The organism is Anaerostipes stercorihominis (assembly GCF_057535655.1).
In genome coordinates, this window is sequence record NZ_BAAJCL010000001.1 from 281,084 (window position 1) to 300,080 (window position 18,997).

General features: G+C 38.1%; 24 protein-coding genes and 2 tRNA genes. 1 reads left to right on the forward strand and 25 read right to left on the reverse strand.

The window, feature by feature from the left end:
- Positions 1-82: 82 nt before the first annotated feature.
- From AC27EF_RS01390 to AC27EF_RS01405, 4 genes are all read right to left on the reverse strand, one after another.
- Positions 83-1,696, reverse strand: coding sequence for a hypothetical protein (locus AC27EF_RS01390; protein ID WP_487108381.1), 1,614 nt, complete (start codon positions 1,694-1,696; stop codon positions 83-85).
- Positions 1,697-1,856: 160 nt separating this feature from the next.
- Positions 1,857-2,582 carry a class B sortase gene (srtB, locus tag AC27EF_RS01395; RefSeq protein ID WP_487108382.1) on the reverse strand — a complete coding sequence of 242 codons (726 nt, stop codon included), beginning with the start codon at positions 2,580-2,582 and terminating at the stop codon, positions 1,857-1,859.
- A gap of 110 nt (positions 2,583-2,692) precedes the next feature.
- On the reverse strand, positions 2,693-3,907 hold the full coding sequence (locus AC27EF_RS01400; protein WP_487108383.1) for an RtcB family protein: 1,215 nt from the start codon (positions 3,905-3,907) through the stop codon (positions 2,693-2,695).
- Between the two features lie 50 nt (positions 3,908-3,957).
- On the reverse strand, positions 3,958-4,524 hold the full coding sequence (locus AC27EF_RS01405) for a spermidine synthase family protein (RefSeq protein WP_487108384.1): 567 nt from the start codon (positions 4,522-4,524) through the stop codon (positions 3,958-3,960).
- A 517-nt stretch (positions 4,525-5,041) separates the two neighbouring features.
- Here AC27EF_RS01405 and AC27EF_RS01410 point away from each other — a divergent pair.
- A complete protein-coding gene (locus tag AC27EF_RS01410; RefSeq protein ID WP_487108385.1) occupies positions 5,042-6,322 on the forward strand; it encodes a hypothetical protein in 1,281 nt (426 codons plus the stop codon).
- A 147-nt stretch (positions 6,323-6,469) separates the two neighbouring features.
- On the opposite strand, the gene AC27EF_RS01415 is transcribed toward AC27EF_RS01410, so the two are convergent.
- The 21 genes from AC27EF_RS01415 to AC27EF_RS01515 all read right to left on the reverse strand — a co-directional run bounded on the left by AC27EF_RS01415 (position 6,470) and on the right by AC27EF_RS01515 (position 18,963).
- Positions 6,470-6,640, reverse strand: coding sequence for a hypothetical protein (locus AC27EF_RS01415; protein ID WP_487108386.1), 171 nt, complete (start codon positions 6,638-6,640; stop codon positions 6,470-6,472).
- A 126-nt stretch (positions 6,641-6,766) separates the two neighbouring features.
- The gene (locus AC27EF_RS01420) at positions 6,767-6,991 is read right to left on the reverse strand and encodes a hypothetical protein (RefSeq protein WP_487108387.1); all 225 of its coding nucleotides are present in this window, start codon (positions 6,989-6,991) and stop codon (positions 6,767-6,769) included.
- Between the two features lie 18 nt (positions 6,992-7,009).
- Complete coding sequence (locus tag AC27EF_RS01425) at positions 7,010-7,339, reverse strand: DUF551 domain-containing protein (protein WP_487108388.1); 330 nt, start codon at positions 7,337-7,339, stop codon at positions 7,010-7,012.
- Positions 7,340-7,542: 203 nt separating this feature from the next.
- Positions 7,543-7,713: a hypothetical protein gene (locus AC27EF_RS01430; RefSeq protein WP_487108389.1), complete on the reverse strand. Its 171-nt coding sequence runs from the start codon at positions 7,711-7,713 to the stop codon at positions 7,543-7,545.
- 26 nt (positions 7,714-7,739) lie between these two features.
- Complete coding sequence (locus AC27EF_RS01435) at positions 7,740-8,408, reverse strand: DUF488 family protein, N3 subclade (protein WP_487108390.1); 669 nt, start codon at positions 8,406-8,408, stop codon at positions 7,740-7,742.
- 43 nt (positions 8,409-8,451) lie between these two features.
- Positions 8,452-9,033: a hypothetical protein gene (locus AC27EF_RS01440; protein WP_487108391.1), complete on the reverse strand. Its 582-nt coding sequence runs from the start codon at positions 9,031-9,033 to the stop codon at positions 8,452-8,454.
- A gap of 3 nt (positions 9,034-9,036) precedes the next feature.
- Complete coding sequence (locus AC27EF_RS01445; RefSeq protein ID WP_487108392.1) at positions 9,037-9,243, reverse strand: hypothetical protein; 207 nt, start codon at positions 9,241-9,243, stop codon at positions 9,037-9,039.
- Positions 9,240-9,548, reverse strand: coding sequence for a hypothetical protein (locus tag AC27EF_RS01450; protein ID WP_487108393.1), 309 nt, complete (start codon positions 9,546-9,548; stop codon positions 9,240-9,242). Before AC27EF_RS01450 ends, AC27EF_RS01445 begins: the two co-directional genes overlap by 4 nt.
- A 22-nt stretch (positions 9,549-9,570) precedes the next feature.
- The gene (locus AC27EF_RS01455; RefSeq protein WP_487108394.1) at positions 9,571-10,233 is read right to left on the reverse strand and encodes a hypothetical protein; all 663 of its coding nucleotides are present in this window, start codon (positions 10,231-10,233) and stop codon (positions 9,571-9,573) included.
- Between the two features lie 20 nt (positions 10,234-10,253).
- Positions 10,254-10,433, reverse strand: coding sequence for a hypothetical protein (locus AC27EF_RS01460; protein WP_487108395.1), 180 nt, complete (start codon positions 10,431-10,433; stop codon positions 10,254-10,256).
- Between the two features lie 9 nt (positions 10,434-10,442).
- Positions 10,443-10,700 (reverse strand): hypothetical protein, encoded by a 258-nt coding sequence (locus AC27EF_RS01465; protein ID WP_487108396.1) that lies wholly within the window; start codon positions 10,698-10,700, stop codon positions 10,443-10,445.
- Positions 10,701-10,821: 121 nt separating this feature from the next.
- The gene (locus AC27EF_RS01470) at positions 10,822-11,109 is read right to left on the reverse strand and encodes a type II toxin-antitoxin system HicB family antitoxin (protein WP_487108397.1); all 288 of its coding nucleotides are present in this window, start codon (positions 11,107-11,109) and stop codon (positions 10,822-10,824) included.
- 249 nt (positions 11,110-11,358) lie between these two features.
- Positions 11,359-11,430 (reverse strand) — tRNA-Gln (locus tag AC27EF_RS01475).
- 4 nt (positions 11,431-11,434) lie between these two features.
- Positions 11,435-11,509: transfer RNA gene (locus AC27EF_RS01480), tRNA-Ile, on the reverse strand.
- A gap of 85 nt (positions 11,510-11,594) precedes the next feature.
- The gene (locus AC27EF_RS01485; protein WP_487108398.1) at positions 11,595-12,593 is read right to left on the reverse strand and encodes a nucleoid-associated protein; all 999 of its coding nucleotides are present in this window, start codon (positions 12,591-12,593) and stop codon (positions 11,595-11,597) included.
- A 167-nt stretch (positions 12,594-12,760) separates the two neighbouring features.
- A complete protein-coding gene (locus tag AC27EF_RS01490) occupies positions 12,761-13,270 on the reverse strand; it encodes a Holliday junction resolvase RecU (RefSeq protein WP_487108399.1) in 510 nt (169 codons plus the stop codon).
- 5 nt (positions 13,271-13,275) lie between these two features.
- Positions 13,276-13,905 carry a single-stranded DNA-binding protein gene (locus tag AC27EF_RS01495; protein WP_487108400.1) on the reverse strand — a complete coding sequence of 210 codons (630 nt, stop codon included), beginning with the start codon at positions 13,903-13,905 and terminating at the stop codon, positions 13,276-13,278.
- 164 nt (positions 13,906-14,069) lie between these two features.
- A complete protein-coding gene (locus AC27EF_RS01500; protein WP_487108401.1) occupies positions 14,070-15,017 on the reverse strand; it encodes a DNA adenine methylase in 948 nt (315 codons plus the stop codon).
- Positions 15,018-15,128: 111 nt separating this feature from the next.
- Positions 15,129-18,125: an Ig-like domain-containing protein gene (locus tag AC27EF_RS01505; RefSeq protein ID WP_487108402.1), complete on the reverse strand. Its 2,997-nt coding sequence runs from the start codon at positions 18,123-18,125 to the stop codon at positions 15,129-15,131.
- Positions 18,126-18,257: 132 nt separating this feature from the next.
- Positions 18,258-18,596, reverse strand: a complete 339-nt coding sequence (locus AC27EF_RS01510; protein WP_487108403.1) for an STAS-like domain-containing protein — start codon at positions 18,594-18,596, stop codon at positions 18,258-18,260.
- Positions 18,597-18,801: 205 nt separating this feature from the next.
- On the reverse strand, positions 18,802-18,963 hold the full coding sequence (locus AC27EF_RS01515) for a hypothetical protein (RefSeq protein WP_487108404.1): 162 nt from the start codon (positions 18,961-18,963) through the stop codon (positions 18,802-18,804).
- Between the last annotated feature and the right edge of the window lie 34 nt (positions 18,964-18,997).

Sequence of the window (18,997 nt, forward strand, 5' to 3'; positions counted from 1 at the left end):
CCTATAAGGGACCGTTACTTGTCTTGCATCTAAAGATGCTCTGATCCGGTCCGCCAACCACACTTCGTTCTCCGGGTGCCCGTTAACGGGCCTCTCTTCCTGTCTGCTGAACAGGTTGAATGGATTCTCCTGAGATGTCACAAATCAAAGACATTTTTGCAATAAGGAGCCTTTTGTCGTCAATCGGAATCTCCTGTATTTTTTCCCCGGTTTTAATCCCTGTCCTGTCTCGGAATAAACGAGGAATCAAAAAGTCTGTACTTTTCATATATTGGATATATATAAGCTCTTCTCCCGCAAAATGCTGAAGATTTCTTCCTAATTCGCTCTTTAAACTTTCCATTGTATAATAGCGAGCCAAGTCTACTCTTGTTGCCTTTTCAATCATTATAAATTCCCTGTCTTTTTTCAAACACAAGGTCACCTTTTGGGGATTTTGATATTTCACAGGGATTTTGATATTATAATTACTGGAAACAAATTTTCCTGTTACTAATTCAAAATTTAATTTGAGATCTTCTATTCGATGATCTCCGTGTAATTTTGATCCGGGATAAGGTTTTAGTTTTTCTTTTGATGTAATTTGTTTACGCCCAATTATAAAAGTCTCCTTTCCCAAACTTCCAAAACATTGCTGTACCATTAACGTATCTTTTATTGGGTCATATCCATATGCAGTTAACACATTTTCAGGGAGCGTGACTCTCGAACATCTAACTTTCCGGATAAATCCCTCTTCTTTAGACTCGATATTTTTAATATAGAATCCCTCCCTTTTACAAATAATTTTTACAAAGCCATCAAATTTCCAACCCAAATGAAGACCCCTATACCGAAAATAAGGTACCATTTCATTTGTCTTTGATTTTCTAATGTTCGGTAGCCTTTTCTGAATTTCCCTTGTTACATGAATAGATGAAGAACCAATAGTATCTCTGCAGATTTCACAGTTGATTTTTGGAGCCATGACGAGAGATCCATCTTCTAAAAATTCAAGGTGAATGTCATCTCCTTCTTGGAATCCTGCGGCACGATAAAAAGATATGGGAATCCTGTATAGATGGTTCGTCATACCGTGTTTTTGTTTTGCACAGTACTGAAACACTACAGGCTTTGTAGCATAATGGAAATAACTTAACCCTCCAAATGGCTGCGCCGCTTCATATTCCGATGGAATCCCCTCCAGCGTTTCCACAGGAGTCAGTCTCATAAATCGTTTATCTTTAAAAGACAACGTACAAACAAGATATGGCTTCCCCTCGTTTCCTCGAAGCTTTAAATCCATCCAAGTAGGTATAGAAAACCTCCGAATGGAATAACTACTTGCAATATATCCCTTATCTTTCTTGCTTCTGTAAACACTTTGATAAGACAAAGCGCATTCGGTTTCATCACTTTCTCTTATAAAATACCCTCCTTTTACGTTATCGTCCAGGAAGATGCTGTAGTAAGCTGCTTCTTCCTTCACGACATTTTTCATGTTAATATAGGTATTAAACCCATTTTGATTTCGCAACCTCCCGACTTTCCTTTTTTTCAATAGCTGTCCTTTTATTTCGTTTTTCGTAACAAGAACCCCATTTTCTTTTTCATAAAAGAATAGGGGAGTATCGTATTTTTCATATGGAAATGCCATACGGCATATTCCTGATTTTTGGCTACAGACCAATTTCTTAACTCCTAATAATTCAGCCATAATTGCCTCCTATACGTAAATTCCTATGCGTACTTCCTATGCGTACTATAAATCCTTACTGTCTGAATATTTACTTTTACCCTCCTGTCTCCTATCAGACGTATCATCTATGAATCGTTTCATTAATAGTATGTAAAAATAGATGATGCCTAACTTTTTACTAGAAATCTACAATCGCATGCACAAAGGTTCGATTATTACGTTGTTCATAGCTGCAGGTGATAAATGTAAAGATATTGGATGCTTGATAGGCCGTCATGCTATTCGCTTTCCCCTGGGAGATATCACTGAATGAAAAAATCTGATCGAAATAAGCATCCTTTTCCCCTTCATCTTTAAATTCAATTGGGACATTTGCGTGATATCCTGATTTGACATACGCACTAAATACCTTTAATCGAAGGGTTCGATTTGGGGTGTAAATATAGATATAAGAATGCTTTTTGACATAAGATTGATTTCGAAACTTCGTAAGACCTGCGAACATACTTCCATTTCTCATATGATGGCCATACAAAACGTTATTACCGGAAGTAAAATCTTGTTTACATTTGTAATCTAAGAAAATAGCACCAGATGCATTGTAATTCCCCTGGAAGGTCTTATGCAGATACTCCTCATTATCCCCTCCCTGGACTACAGGGTAATCAATTTCTGTTTTCGGGATATAGACCCACCCGACTACATCCGGATTCATTCTTTTGAGTTTCTTCCAGTTGATTTGCTTCCCTTTTTTGTTAGATGATCTCACAGCTTCTTTAATAGCTTCATATTCTTCTTTCGCTTCTTTGTCTGATGCGTGCCGTTGATACAAAAAATATCCACTGAGAAAAACGGCAAGTGCACACAAGAACATAAACACTTTTATTATAATTTTCTTCATCATACGTTTCTCCTTTCGTCCATAGTATGATAATTTAAAAAAAGAAAACGCCGCGGTAACTCCCGCGACGCTTTTTCTATTAAATTTAGATTGCTTCTTTTCCCACATGATCATTATTTTTTACTAGCTTTGAAGTTGTAAATTGGTCGGATGATATCTACAATCTCCACAGTATCCTGAATATTATCTATTATGCTTTGCATTGATTTATAAGCAAATGGACTTTCATCAATTGTAAACTCATTTACAGATGTAGTATAAATATCTTTCATACTACTCTTATAATCCGACATGGAGATTCTCTCTTTTGCCTTAGCGCGAGACATGATCCGACCAGCTCCATGAGGAGCCGATTCATTCCAATCTAACTCACCTTTTCCAATACAAATTAGAGAACCATCCCGCATGTTCATGGGGATAATCAACGTTTCGCCTTTTTTAGCTGAAACAGCGCCTTTTCGTAGTATTTTGCTATCTATATCAATGTAATTGTGGATAGTCTGGAACGAATCTACGGCATGCAATTCCGCCTTTCTGAGAATAGTATCAGCGATTATCTTGCGATTATTACATGCGTATTCCTGTGCTAATTTCATATCATGTAGATAATTATTAAATTGATGTTTCGTAACGTAAGCCAGTTCTTTTGGAATAGATGTATTTGATTTACGGTATTTTTCTTTTAATCGTTCTATTTCTTTATGAATATCTCTGTGACGGTTCTCCGCTTTTAGTTGTTTAATAAGTTCCTCTGTAAGTCTTTTTAAAGATCCACCCAAAGCCCGCTCCTTTAACTGCTGATATGCCACATCCTGATAATACTTACAAATCTCAATTCCAATGTGTCTGGAACCCGTATGGATAACCAGCCATAAGTTGTTATCAGAGTCCTTATCCACTTCAATAAAATGGTTTCCGCCACCCAGTGTTCCAAGACTCCTATAGGCATACTCTAAATCAACAGGAGCGATCACGTTTTTAATATTGGATGTCGTGATTGCCGTGTCATGAACAGCAAATCCCGCCGGTATGTATTTATGAATAATACGATCCAATTCAACCAAGTTAATATTGGTTTCTTTCAATTTAACGGCAAGTATTCCGCATCCAATATCAACACCAACTAAATTTGGAATCACCTTGTCTTGAAGTGTCATGGTAGTACCGATGACACACCCTGCGCCAGCATGACAGTCAGGCATGATACGAATCTGTAAATCGGTAACACTTTTTTGATTCGTGAGCTCTATTAATTGGCCAATAGTTTCGTTGTCTATTTCGTCGGTGAATACTTTACATGAATTATATTTCCCTTTTATTTCTATCATTATGGTTTCCCTTTCAACTTATTATTCAATCATGACTATTCTTTTATTTTCTAAATCTTTTCTCCGCACATAGCTTCTTTTCTACACCAACAGTCAATAAAACTTTTTTCTTTCGGAACAAGAAATTCTTGATACTTTCCCATTAACGGAAGCATTTGATTGTAATAAATGTCCTCATTAATATAATTCCAGATGTCCATATAAATAACATCATAGAACTCCTTTGGATCATAATCAAATACATCAGCTTGGATAATTTTAACTTTATCATTTAATGGAAGCTGATTACCCACCAGTTCGATAACATCACGATATTTCTCTAATACAGTAACACTCCTAACCTCCTGCTTTTCCTGTATAGCCAGAAGTATCATTCCGATTCCTAATCCTCCAATCAGGACATCTCCATGTACCGTTTGCACAAATTCTCTGTTCGTACGCCTTTCCATTTCTGTGTCAGACATAACTACCTCACCGTTACGAAGCAGTCGCACAAATCTACCACATGGTATATTATGAAATAATGCATACATGTCATCTGGTTTTATCTCAAAATGTGACAACTCAAAAGTTCCACATTTTCCATCATTCAATAATTTCGTAAGATCTCTATACATGTATAATTCTCCTTATCTATATCATTTAAGCCCTAAATATAACTATCTTCCAAATAAATAATCTCATCACAGAAACAGGTTTAAATAATTTTATCACATATGATTAGTTGTGTGACAGTGTCTTTGATTACTCCTCCTTGTCTCTATTTATAATCTCTCGGAATCTTCAGCCCAGTAAAATCAAGGCTTGTAGATTCCATTTTATTAAAATCCCCCACTTTTTTGTCAAAAAAGACTTGACAAATCGCTCAAAATTTGCGGCGAAGCCGATTAAATATATTTTATTTTTATCGACTGGAGGGCGATTTTTATGTTACCTGTTTATTCCGGCGGTCATACCGCCTATCAGACTTTTTTACTTGAAAACCTTCGTAAATATTATCCTGATCCCACTGTTTTTTCTAAATCAACGTGGGATATCATCGAACGTTTCTGGAATCTTGATCTTTCTTATACCGACGAACTGCTCCGCAGCAAATATTCTGTCTTTGGTCCAAAACCAAGGACTCCTTCCTGTATGCAGCGTTCTTATCTTCTCTCCATTGATTTTAAAGTTCATTCACTTACCGACTGGGCTGCTCAATTGAAAATCAATCCACTCTATGCAATCCTCAGTGGGTTTCACTTTGGTGACACTCCTGGAGTCGGCACTTTCTATGACTTTCTTAACAGGCTTTGGGATTCCGATTCTGATAATCTTTCTCCCCATATACATCCTTTAAAAAAGAAAAAAGTGCAAAAGCCAAAACAGAAGGGAGAAAAAGCAGAATCTATTGAAAAAATCACAGTGGAACAACTTTTTAAATCCATGGAATCTTCTTCTTTTTCTATTGATGACCAACCATATGCTTCTCTTTTCAAGATTTACAACCATGAATTTTTAACCGTTTCCATCTCCAAAGGATTGATTGATACCTCCAATCTTTCCATTGCCGGTGACGGTATGCCTGTTGTTACATCTGCACGTGAACGGAAACACCGTATCTGTAAGTGTTCCGAAAATGGTATCACTTCCTGTGATTGCGACCGCTACTTTTCCCAGCCCGATTGTGATGTCGGATATGATTCTTCTCGAGACTGTTTTTATCATGGCTACGATTTATATATGCTGGTTGCATCCAACTCGGAAAGTGATCTGCCTTTATTCCCTTTACTCAATCCTGCCTCAAAACATGATTCTCATGGTTTTTTGGAAACTTACTTTCGTTTCAGAGCCTTTCTTCCTGATTTTCATATCAGCAAATGGCTTTTGGATTCTGCTCATGATGCCATGCCGTATTATCAGTATTGCCGTGAAAACGGCATACAGCCTTTTATCGACTTAAATGAAAAACGCGGAATCAGCATGAAATATAAGGATGATTTTACCATTGCAAAAGATGGAATTCCTATTTGCAAAGCTGGGCGAAAAATGAACCATGATGGTTCTGAGCCATCGAAAGCAAGGTTAAAATTTCGCTGTCCACTTGCCAGCCGTAAATACGGATGCTCCTGCAGTACCCCCTGCTCAGACTCCAAATATGGGAGAACCGTCCATCTTGCAATGAAAGATAATCCAAGATTCATCAATTTCCCGCCTCGTGACAGTAAAGAATGGAAACTGGAATACAATGCCAGAACTTCAGCTGAACGTTCGAATAAACGTGAGAAAATAGACTTTCAATTAGAAAGCGGCAGGCACCGCTCAACTAAGATGTGGTACTGCCGCCTATATCACATCCTTATGCTGCAGCACTTGGATGCTTGGGATTTGCCCTATGAATCCACCCTCAGAAAGTTGATTTTAGATGTGGCATAATCCTTTACTATTATACACCATTTTTCAGGCATAGCGACAGTTATGTCTATTTTCTATGTTCTTTTTTCTGTTTTAAATAATATTTACTTTTCAAAGTACGTTTCTCGGCTGTTGCCGATAATAATCACTCAGGATTCCGAGAGATTATTATTTAAATAATTCTCTTATAGAATCACCAGAGACTTCTCTATAAGGCTTATCCATATTAAGCTTTCTTTTTCCTGTTTCTTTTTTAGATTTTTCCAAAGCTCTCAAAAATCTTTTACCACTTTTTTTCTTTCTAATATTTACACCTCTTAATATACTGCTTGTCGCCATGCCATCACTCCAATCCTAAAGTCGAGGAAGCCAAACCCTCTCTTTAATAAAATTCAGCGGTTGTAAAACATTCCTCATATTTCATGCCTGTGGCCTTTAATATTTTGTCTTCCTCCCGTTTAAATACTAATTGTCCGCAAGACCCGCAAGACGGTTAAGCTCTTTCCTGACTTCTGAAAGCTCACATATTCCGTACCCGTCACCGATGTCTATATCAAGACTGCAAGTACTGCAGTCTTTCCCGCTTCCCCTGACTATACTTGCCTGCTCGCAGTGATCTTTCCAGTCTTCTATCATTTTGTCTGTAATATTGATGTTGAGTGTTACGTTATCTCCATATTTTATTTCCATGCTTTTCCCTCCTAAATGCTAATTTTCTGGTCTGCATGGCTCCGGCAGAGGCATCCATGCTATCGGACTGCAACTTTGATATGGCCAGTAAGGGTCATTCTGTCCATCTGCGTAAATATCGAATAATCCTTGCTCAACCCTGTTTCCATCTGTCACAATGAACCGTCCGTCATTTTTGCAGTATTCGTTTTTGTTTGGCAACCTTTCAGATGTCGGAATCCAACTCCACTTTCTTCTACCCTTCAATTCTTTCAGCCATCCAGCAAGTTGTTTATGTTGTTTGGCGCATTCTGAACAATCGGAATTTGCTATTTCAATGCTGTGCTCTATAGCTTCATTAAGTGTCATATCTTCCCTCCTTCCTGCCCGCCGAAGCGGGCTGTAAAACAGGATGCCTAAATGTTTTCTTGTTGCGTGTGATATATAAACTCTGCTGAGTAAATACCAGGTTACTTTTTATTAATTGCATAATACAACTCACACAATTTTATTGCCGCAAGAGTATGTTGTCTGCTTTCTGTATACCATCTATTTTTTGCCATCATAAAATTTTAATTTACAGTAAAATACCATCCCCACCGTGGGCGGTTTGGAAAAACTCTGTGAATAAGCCTGTACACTTTTTCAATAGCCTCTTCTTCACTTTCCGCCTCAATATTTTCTGTGCCGTTATATAATTCCCACATTCCCGGTTCGCTCTCATAGTGCACTGTATATTTCATCTTTTCCTCCTTAAATTCTAAGTTAATCACCCCCATTCCTCGGACTTAAAACCATTTTCATTTAGCCACCTAGAAACTAGGTGTCTATGGCAAAAATCTAACGGTTTCTCGTAACAGATAAGAGCGATTGTTTTGTTATTTGATAAATTCAACAAATCATAAATAACTTTTGAAACATCCAGTTCATCTAAAACCTCTTCTTTGAAGTGTTCTGTATAATAAGCATTATCGTGATTTTCTTTCCATTTTTTGAAAAAGTTATATTTTGGAGCCAGTTTTTTGTACTGTAATCCTTTATACCAGCTAGGTGCCTTGCCACAGATGGATATGGGGACAATATTTTCCGGTAAAGACCTTAACTTTGCAAAATAGCTTGTATAAATTACTCCACACATAGGCTGAAGATTGTTTCGATATCCCTCATTTTTCTTTTCAGTCACATCTATCCTCGGCTCCTTATTAGTAAATCCAATCTTCTGGAATGACAAATCATACTCTTCACTTTTTATGTCCAAGTATTCTTTGGCAATTCCATATGCGAATTTACCATATTTTTTAGAGAACCCCTCTAAAGCAGTGATGAGTTCGTTCCAATAAGCGTCCGTATCTTCCACGTCATAAAAATACTGGTAGATCTTCCAGTATTCTTGAAACATCTGAAAATCTTTTGTATCCTTTTTAAGCGATCTCTTCATCTCTCCTTATCTCCCTTCCTTATATTCTATCTTCTCATCTCTTTCATAAAAATCCTTCATATCTCTTCAAGAGTTTAATTCGCATCGCCGGGGATGCGATCTGAGGTAGAGGATGATTGTTGCAGACTTTTTCTTTAAACCAATTCCACACAAACGGTAATTCATCAAATGGAAGGATATACTCCTTCTCAAATTGACGAAAAATTTTATAGAATTGATGAAACAATTCTTTTTGTGTTGGTTTTTCCTGTTGATATGGAATATCTTCTGCTAATTTGCAGAGACAATATTCTAATTCGTCGAAGTCACAATATTCTTTTCGATATTGTGACCTTATTCCTTTACAATATTTTCTATATTCACTTCCTAGTTCTTCTTTCAAAATCGGAACTGGGATAACTCCAGCTCCTTTTATGCGGATCAGGTCATAATAGGTGTCTCTGACCCAATATTCATTCCCTCTCTCACTTAGGCGACTACAATTTTTAAGTAAATTGTTTTCAGAAGCAAGATAAGTAATGTCTTCTTGCGGGACCAGCTTGATAAGTTGTACAAATGCACGATTTTTAACATCGTAATTATTGGTTTTCTGTACAAGCGTTTTTAAACTTGTTATGTTTATCATTTCTCATTCACCTTTCCTTTCTTTCCTGATTGCCGCAAATTCCATTCGATTTAGACCGATATGCTTTCCACAAATATCATACTCGGAACTCCTGTAGTGTGTTGGCTCGGTATATCCCTTTTCTTGAGCCTCGCTCGCACTAAGTATCTCTTTGATTATGACGGTACAAAATCTTGGAGTCATAACATAATCACCCTTTTTCATTTTCATTCAATCTCTCCTTCCTCTTCCAAAACTCCAAAAATCCTGCAATTCCGATTCCAGCTCTTAATATCAAACTGCTTCGGATGAATACCCTTTTGATGGAGTTTAGAAAGCAGAATGTTTTGCACATGCTTATTTTCTTTCACAGACTGTACGACCTCTTCTAGGCTATCTGCATACCACCCCTCCGGATGATAGGCATCACCTTCCTTGTGGTATATTGCTATATGACAGTGTTCTGCGTCGGCCCATTGCAGAATATCCGCGTTTGCCGATTCAACAACAAGTGTTTCTGCGTCGATGTACAGCATAAAACCTCCCCTTTAATAACGATTATTTCCCCTCTCGATTAACTAAGTCATTGTTTTTTTCACTTATCCGCAGCAAGTCATCAAAATCTACCTTATGAAGAATTCCATAAAGTTTTTCAACTTCTGGGCTTCTCCAAGCAGTCATTGCATAAGGATGGGCGTCTTTAGAATAATGATAGTAATTTTGTTTCAGATGCAGTTGAGCCTCTTTTAATGTAAGAAAAAGAAGATCCTGATATATAATTTCCTCTACTGTATAGTTGGCTGTCTCAAAGTCGTCATACCCCATTCCTTCAAGCCATTCGACGAGATCGGTTAGGTCGGTTAGGGCCTTTTCTTTTCCATTTTGCCATTTTACAATAGCCTGGGGAAAGAATGCTCCATTGCTCATCCTTATTGTTAGAACCTCCCATTCTTGCATAAGTTCCTCAAGAAAGTTTTCTTTTATGTAATCCACTGCTTCCTCGAGTGTTTCTGCAACAACTTCTGCATTATAGATAAGATGTGTACCGTCTTCGTATCCATCTGCAATCCCATATTTTTTTCTGGTTCCTTTGATAACCCAGAACCTTGGATCTGCCTGACCTACGTGATCTTGAGTATTCATCTCTGTTTGCAGGTTCTTGAGAAATTCAATTTCACTTTTTGTAATTGGGTGTTTCTCATATTTATCTTCGTATGACATAATGCATCCTCCTTATATCCCTATAACAGAAACTGTAACTTTTTTGATAACTCGGCCGCTTCTCTTTTGCTGCATATAATAACCTTTTCAGACCACCCATAGATATCTTCATTGATAAGTTCCTCTACGGTCTCCTTATCAATTCTTTTATCATCGTAAAGAAGAAACTCTTCTTTGCCTGTTTTCTGTATACAAATCATAGGCACCTCCTATAGCAGCGTCGAAAAACATTCCGGACAGATTCCCGTGATCAGCAACTCTCTTGTTGCTGCATCAAGTTCCGGCAGTGCTTTTTGTATATGCACTTGACCGTTTCTTGAATCAACAAGCCTTTTGTACTGATCTAGTGTCAGTTTGACAACGTGATCCGTATCGCATACTAAACAATGTGTGACGATGCGAACATTGTTCCCTTCGACTATCACGGACTGGTTCCAATGGTTTGCTCTTCCTCGCGTATCTCCCATATTTACAATCTCCTTTCATAAACGCACGCAATCTAAATTTTAAATTTTTTATTCTCCATTGCGTCAATAATAGTTTCTAATCATAGTATGGCAAATAAAAAGCTACACAAAAAAAGACAGATCACATAGATCTATCTTTCTTATCTTTTTTTATTGAAACCATGATGTGATACATCTTCCCCTTGGTAAAATCTATCTTCTTTTTAGCCGCTTTTTTCGCCAGCCGAAACGCTGCCGCATCGCTGCTTGGTTTGGGACGTTTTCCCTCCTTCACCAAAAGCATAATATATTCCTTCGCCATACACAGACCGTCTTCCAGGCTGTTTCCCTGGGTATACCCATCAAGATCCGGAATATACACAAGAAAGTTTTTGTTGTCCCGCATCATAAATATAGGAAAAATTTTCATTTTGAACTTCCTCCATTTTTTATATAACAATAGTCAACCATTTTCATTATTTCTGCATTTGCATTTCTTGAAAACTCCCCAGTCCATCTCGTGTTCAAAGATGCTGACTTTCTACGCCGAAATGCTGTTAGTCTCTTTGCTTAACTAACCGTTTTTTAATCATAAATTGACCTATGGAAGCTGGAAGCATCACTCCACTCAATAAAAGAAGGGTATCTCTATTCAATTATTTAATTTTGAATAGAAGAACTGGGATAACTGGATTCGAACCAGCGAATACAGCAGTCAAAGTGCTGTGCCTTACCACTTGGCCATATCCCATTAGTGGAAGCCAAGAGACTCGAACTCTCGACCGCCCGGTTATGAGCCGGGTGCTCTAACCCAACTGAGCTAGACTTCCTTAAGGCGCTAAATAGCGCCCGGTTAATCCCTCTTTAGATCCAAAGGCTCTAAGGGCGGTTTGTTGTTATGCCACATTCCTTTCTTTATTTTAAAGTCATCTGCTTGATCCCGGTCAATATGATAGACTCATCATGTTCCCGGAAATCAATGTCACCTGCAGTCAGACTGGCTGGGATCTTTAATTCTATCCCCAGATCTGTTGTCACCGTATGAAATAAGAAAGGTTTTAAACTCTCCTCTTCTTTATGGATGAACGTATCGTACATCATGTCATGCCGCTCCATCCTCTCGTCAAAATACCGTTTTGCCTCCGATTCATTTTTAAAAAGCTCCTGGCTAATCTTTTCTATGTTAAAGCACCCCTCCTTTTCCATAGATTCTATGACCTTTTCCCTGCACTTTATCTGGTCTTTAAGGTTCATATTTTGACAGGCTGCATTAACGGCTTTTGCAAGGATAGCAATCTTTCGCCTGACCGGTATCTGTGTAATGGATTCTAAGAACCGCTCCGACAAATAGAAGATCTTATCTCCATTTTGCATTTCATATTTCTTTTCATACATCCACGCTTTTTGATCTTTGGGTTTTACGACGATTGCTTCTTTCAACTTCCCGTTTTTCTTAAGCGCCATACTTCTTGACATTCCCACATCCATCCCGTCTATGGATTCTTTAAAATCCGCTTTTAAAACTTCTTCCAGAGGGATCTTAAAAAGTGCATAATAAAGATCCTGCTGATAAGAAAAACGAAACATCATAAAGCAGGCCGCCGGGATCATAAAGCTTTCACACATAATATCGTAAAGAGTTTCTGCCGCTATGCGACTTGTTTCAATAAAACTCTCATCTTTTGCTTCATCAATAGAAAGCAGAAGGTTCGGCACCTCACTTTCCTGATTAAGGATTGCCTCTTTGACATCATCACCGGACAGGATCTTTAAAAGCTGCCCTTTCAGATAGTCTTCCATATCTGTAGTAAGCTCAAATAAATCACTGGAAAGTTTGATCTCTCCTATTTGGCTGTTTAACAGATGTAAAATCGCTTCTCCTATCGTAATATCATCTTTTCTTATTATTTCCATTTGTAATATCCTCCTGTTTCCTGTTTTTACGCATGCGATAAGCACATTCCTTTTCTTTTGCGTTTGCGCAACGCCCTTCGCACAAATCGTTTTCTTTACAGACTGCACAACAAAGAGTCCCTTTGCGGAAACAATCTTTTCTACTGCAAACCAATTTTTTCATGTTATTATCCTTTCACCAGTTCACGAACGAAGATTCCCTCTAAAAAAAGCAGAACGTTATTTTTTTCTTTTATCGAGAACGGCCGCAATTCTTCAAGGCACATATATTTTCTTCCATAGATTTCTTTCATCTTACTCCATTGATGCCATGGAACACGGAAAAAATATTGCCCTTTTATACTCACCATCACGAAGCACATTGCATGATATACCTGATGTTCATTCAAACAGTCTGTTTGTGCTTTTGTGACGGCGTTCTGGCAGATCCGGTCTTTGATCGTCGATTTTGCTTCAAAAATAATACACTGCCCATTATATAAGGTTCCCTTATAATCCGGCTGAGCCTTCTTTTCATAAAAGCCGACAACCCTCCCTCCACTTGTTTTTTGGATTGCCCGAAAGGGTTCCGGCGTCTTTAGAATACAGCCAACCCTTTGTTTACGATAGTAATCACACCCTCGATTAATTAGATCCTCGAAGGTGTTTCCGAAATTTTTGTTTTGATTATAAGACATTATTTTTATACCTGCATCTGATAAGATGCAACCGCAATCTCATATGCCGTTCTTTCGATGGCGCCCTTTTTTGTGTACTTCGTATAAATCCTGCTTTGTATCCGCCCCCAGATGGTCAATTCACTTCCAATCGCCTGCTCTCCTATATCTTCGGCGACACCACCAAAGCAGATGCACGGAATATAGGATGGAATTATTTTCCCATGTACCTCGCGATTGACTGCCATCATAAGGTCACAGATTTTGACTCCCCTTGGTGTCTCTCTTAAAATTGGATTCTTACAGATATTCCCTTCTAAAATAAGTTCATTTTTTGCAGGTGTGGATACATCTACCTCTATGATATTTTGAACGGATACAAACAATTTCAGATGCCTCTTTTCCGCTCCCTCAATATGCTCATTATAAGATAAGTATTGGCCTCTTATTTGAACCCGCTTTCCTTTGTGATCAACATCTTCGTCCATCTCGAGCAAAACCTTTTCTTCTATGATAAATAGGATCTCATCAACGGTTCCGCTTCGTCTCTCGCAAGATAAGTATCCTTGATAAAACCTTTTATCGTTGTTTTGCTGGAAGAACTCCAACTCTTTAATAGTTCCGATTGCGATTGCAACGTTTACTCCATGTTTCATTACTTTTCTCCTTTCAATATGCGTTCGGGAAAACCACCCTTTCATGAATAGTATGATGAAAGAAAAAATTCCCTCATAGGACTCATATGTTTATCACTGTTACATAAAAAAAGGACCTTATCCCCGGCCCTTTTTCATTGAGTCTCACGAACTAATTACGACTCTTATGCGCAGCTGTATCTTCGATTTACAAAATGGATTTCTATATTTGGAAAATCATACAAATCTCGAATCATCTCTTCGTCATCGTAAGTCAAAACGATGCTGGCACATCCTGGGACCTCTTTTATGAGGTCCGTAAGCAGCCAAGAAAGCTCTTTATGTCTTGTAAACTTCTCTGGATACAACATATCTCCCTTTTTTACATATGGAGGATCAATAAAGAGACAAGCATCTGAACTCCAATAGTACTCCTCAATAATCGTAAGTGCATCTTGATGGAAAACGCTGATTGCATCAGCCATCTCATGGATGTGATCAATTCTTTTGATCAAAGCTTCTGCATTCCATCGATCCATGACATCTGCTTTCGGATTTGACATTTTAATTCCTGAAAAACTGCACCTGTTGATGACGAAAAAATAAAATGCACGCAAAACATCCTGTAAACATGGATTCTTTAATGCTTCTCGAAACTTAAAATAATCTTCTCTTGTAGGTTGATAATCCTGAATTCGTTCAATAAGCTCAAGATATTGATTTCCACAGACTGTCTTCCAGAATGCGTAGAGATCCTGGTCCATATCATTTAAGACCAATTCACTGATCCGTCCTGCATCCAGCATAGCTAATCCCACTGATGCCCCTCCACAAAATGGCTCCACGAACACATTACTCTTAGAAAGGAAAGGATAGATCATGTCAATTGCTTTGCTCTTTCCTCCGGGATATCGTAAAGGAGAAATTCTCTTTTTAAGTCTCGTCTGCCTATGGATATCTCCAACTCCCGAGTTTTTCCTTTCTAACAGTACATGAAATGGTACATGATTTTCTTCCCCTAAATAGTATTGGAAACCTTCACAAACAGGGCACCATGCTCCTTTTTGATGAAAAAAATCTTCCTCAAAATCATTACCTTCATATCCACAATATTCACATCTCATATTCCTCATACGCCGCCTCCTAACTGTACTCTCCAGTGCATCAATAAAGAAATCATTTATAGTATGGGAAAATTGCAAAAAAAAAAGAAGGCAGAGAATACTCCCTGCCCATATCCTGAATTATTTAACTGTAACATTGCATATGATTTTCTTTTTTCCAACGGTGATTGTAATCTTAGCTTTCCCCTTTTTTACTGCTGTTATTTTCCCTTTAGAGTTTACCTTTGCAATTTTTTTATTGGAAGACTTATACTTTAGCCCGTATGTACATGTGATCGGATTGACAATGGGTCTTAACTGATAACTCTTCTTTCGTTTTATCGTAAGTTTTTTCGGTACATCCTTGATTGATGTGCAGGCCACGGCTCCCTTTTGAACTTTGACCGTGATGGTCTTTTTTAAACCGGATGCCAATGTGATCGTGATCTTTGCTGTCCCGGTTTTAGATCCTGCCTTAATGGTACAGCTTCCACTGTTCTTTCCGGATACTGTCACTATTTTTTTGTTGCTTGTGGTCCATGATTTTACGAAATCGCCTTTTGATAATTCCATTACAATGAATTTCTTCGTACTCTGCTTCTTCTTTAGCTTTAAAGACGAAGCATTTGTTTTCATCGTTGCTTTCAATTTGCTACCATAAGTCCTTGTCTCTGATTGCCCACACTTAGAACAGGTTCGTTTCTGTTTTCCTGGTACGAAAACAGTAGCAGCGGAATTCAGCATCCAGCGAGAAAAACTGTGTCCCGTCGCTTTTATCATATCTCCCGCTTTCATAAGCTGTTTGCAGTCTTTGCAATAAGTATCTCCTGTATAACCGTCCTTTGTGCATGTTGGATCCTTTTTATTATGAACCACAGTATGCTGATGACCAGCTGCCGGGACGACTGTCGTATAGGTTTCATCGCATCCCTGATCTGTGCACGAAAACCTCTTTTCTCCATTTTCGGTACAGGTAGGTTCTTTCGTGACTTTTCCCGTATCCCAGTGATGCTGATTTTTGGGGATAACTTCTGATTTTGTTTGATTACATTTTTTGCAGGTATAGGTTTTAACTCCATTTTCCTTATTTGTGGGTTCTTTCGTGACTTTTCCATTATCCCAGTCATGACTGGTTGCCGCAACATCTTTCCCCGCTTTTACTACCACATCACAGTCTTTGCAGTAAGTGTCTCCAGTATATCCGGCTGTTTCACAAGATGGTTCCTTTGCGTTTGTCAGTTCCGTATGTTGGTGCCCCGTCGGCTCTATGGTATCTATTTCGAATTCATCACATCCGGGACGGATACAAATACGTTTTTTCACACCATTTTTCGTGCAGGTAGGAGACTTCGTGACCTCCCAGCCTCCAAAAGAATGTCCGAGTGGGTTACCAATTGGAACCTGTTTTGTTTCTCCACACTTTTCACATTTAAAGTTTTGGATCTCTCCTTTGATACAGGTAGCCGGAGTTGTTTCCTGCTGTATCCATTCATGATCCATTTTTTCTATGGTTGTTCCGGATGAAAGCTTCTTACCGCAATCTACGCAGTATATATCTCCGGTATATCCCGTTTTAGAGCACGTGGCTTCTGTTGCGTTACGCACTTCCGTATGAAGATGTCCGGTTGCTGGATCAGATCTCCTTACCGTCCCTCCGCAATTGTTACAGGTATATATAGCTACTCCAGACGTCGTACAGGTGGCAGTTGTTGATGTTTTCTCATAGTTATGACCTGTTTTTTCTATTTCTTCTGTCTTCGTCTCCTGACAGACACTGCAGGTACAGGTTCGTTCTCCAGGTTTTGTACAGGTAGGTTCTGTAGTAACCTTCCCTTCATCCCATTTATGGCCGCCAAGAGACGGTTTTGTCTCTTCTGCTTTGGTCTCACCACACCTTGCACATTTATACGTTGTGATTTCTGCTTTCGTACAACTTTGCTGCTGTGTTACTGATACCAACTCCCATGAATGGCCCAGGGCTTCCGTTGTTTTGACTTTTTCCTCATAAAAGCATCCATTATTTATGCAATCAGAATGCCTATATCCCCCCTGGGAACATGTTGCATATCTTTCTCCAGAATACTCAAGATGATGATTTCCTTTACATATAGAATGTTCTTTTGAATAGTCATCATTAGAAATATTCTGATATGTATTTTCAATATCATCTTTGTACGGCTTGAACCTATATTGCATACTTTCTTTTCCATAAAGAAATTCTACTGTTGGTTCTCCGTCTTTAAAATGCGTATTCGTTGGATCAATATAATAGTAGGTTCCATCGATCTCAATTAAGTTCCATGCATGATTGTCCCCATTTTCATAAAGGACATTCATGCCCGCCGCAGTTGCAAAATAATAAAAGGTTTTGGCGTATCCCTCACAGACACCATATCCGTCTAAAAGCGGTCCCGTCATATCATAAGGATATTCTGTCTTTGCTGGGGCCTCCTCCTCTTCTTTCGTTCCATTATAATGAAAATCATACTTTACGTTTTCACTGATCCAACGCATGATTGCTTCGCATTTTTCATAATCTGACTTTCCAGCGAGATCCAAACTTTCTATTGCGCTCTCCGCTTTCGCTTTGGCTTTCTCGTATCTCTCATTGGAAACGTCATAATAGCCGGCACTGTCATAACAAAACTTCCCCTTATATGCACCATCTACATATGCGATTTCATCCCCTGGATTATCTGCATAAAGATTTCCTTTATTAAGTGTAAACCATTCCAATGTACGACCTTCATCCAGATTTCCTGTTTCTTTAAATGTCTCTTTTTGAATTGATTGCTCAAATTCTTCTGCATAGTTCGTGCTGATCGCATCGGTCCGTTCACATTTTATTTCTACCGGAATCTCCAAATCATAAGTCTGATGTTTTCTTTCTACAAATATTTTCCTTGATACCTCAGCAATTCCTTTTACCGCAGCATCGTAGGATTCATAAACAATTCTATCTTCTCTTGTACAATGGACTGTCCCATAATCATCAGTATAATAATAAAACCCCTCAACCCCAGAAGAAATCTTTTCTGCAGCAAAAACTACATGATCCGGCAACGCTCCTAGTGTCTGTATGATACCCAGTACCATTACGATACAAATCGTAACTACTCTTTTTATCTTATTTTTCATAACCAATCTCCTCAAAATCTGCTCTTTAGTTATATCAGACCAATTCCTTCAAAAAAAATCATCCCTTTCTACTTCTATTTCCTCGTGTCCAAAAAACCAGAAGAACTATTTGAATATACCTATCTACTTATTTTATTCCACTGCATCATTTATGATTTTTTCTACTTGTTTCCTAATGTTCTTATTTTTCACAAGAAACTCAACATGATCAAGCGAAGCATGAAAAACATAATTACCATTCTCAGACATGTTCGTCCTTTGAATCTTTTTTATGGCTTCCATCCCATAAACCATAGCTAAAGCCGAAAAACTGTGATGGAAAAAGGGTGGAGCATACTTCGTGATACCAGAAAAATCAATTAAGATTTCGTTTCCTTTTTCTAATTCTTTTTGCATTTTATGTTTTAGAATCAATCCTTTTGTCTTTGACGCAGCTTCATGGGTAAAATCCACTAATGTAACTGTCTTCATATTGACCTCCTTATGGAACCAACCTCTTCTAAAAATAATATGAGGCCACTTTATTTTCTTTCATAGGCTTTTTACAATACTGTTTGGGCCAAATCCCTTAACTTTTTATTTCTTTCACTGTCTTTCCAGCTGAATTTCAACTTATCTAAATAGTCTTTCTCCACCTCAATCTCTTTTTCATAAATGGCTTCCTTCCCTTCCACAATTACAAGCACGCAAGGATTGTCTTTAATCCAATAGAAAACTCGTGTTTCTGATCTTTCATAAAAAACAAATAATCTTCGGTACATTCCTCGCATTCTGTGTGATCTTTTATTTTATTATCCTCCAAATTTGCCCTATTTTCAATGATATTTTCCTTATCCATAAATCTTTTCCTTTCAAAATGCGGGTCATAAAGA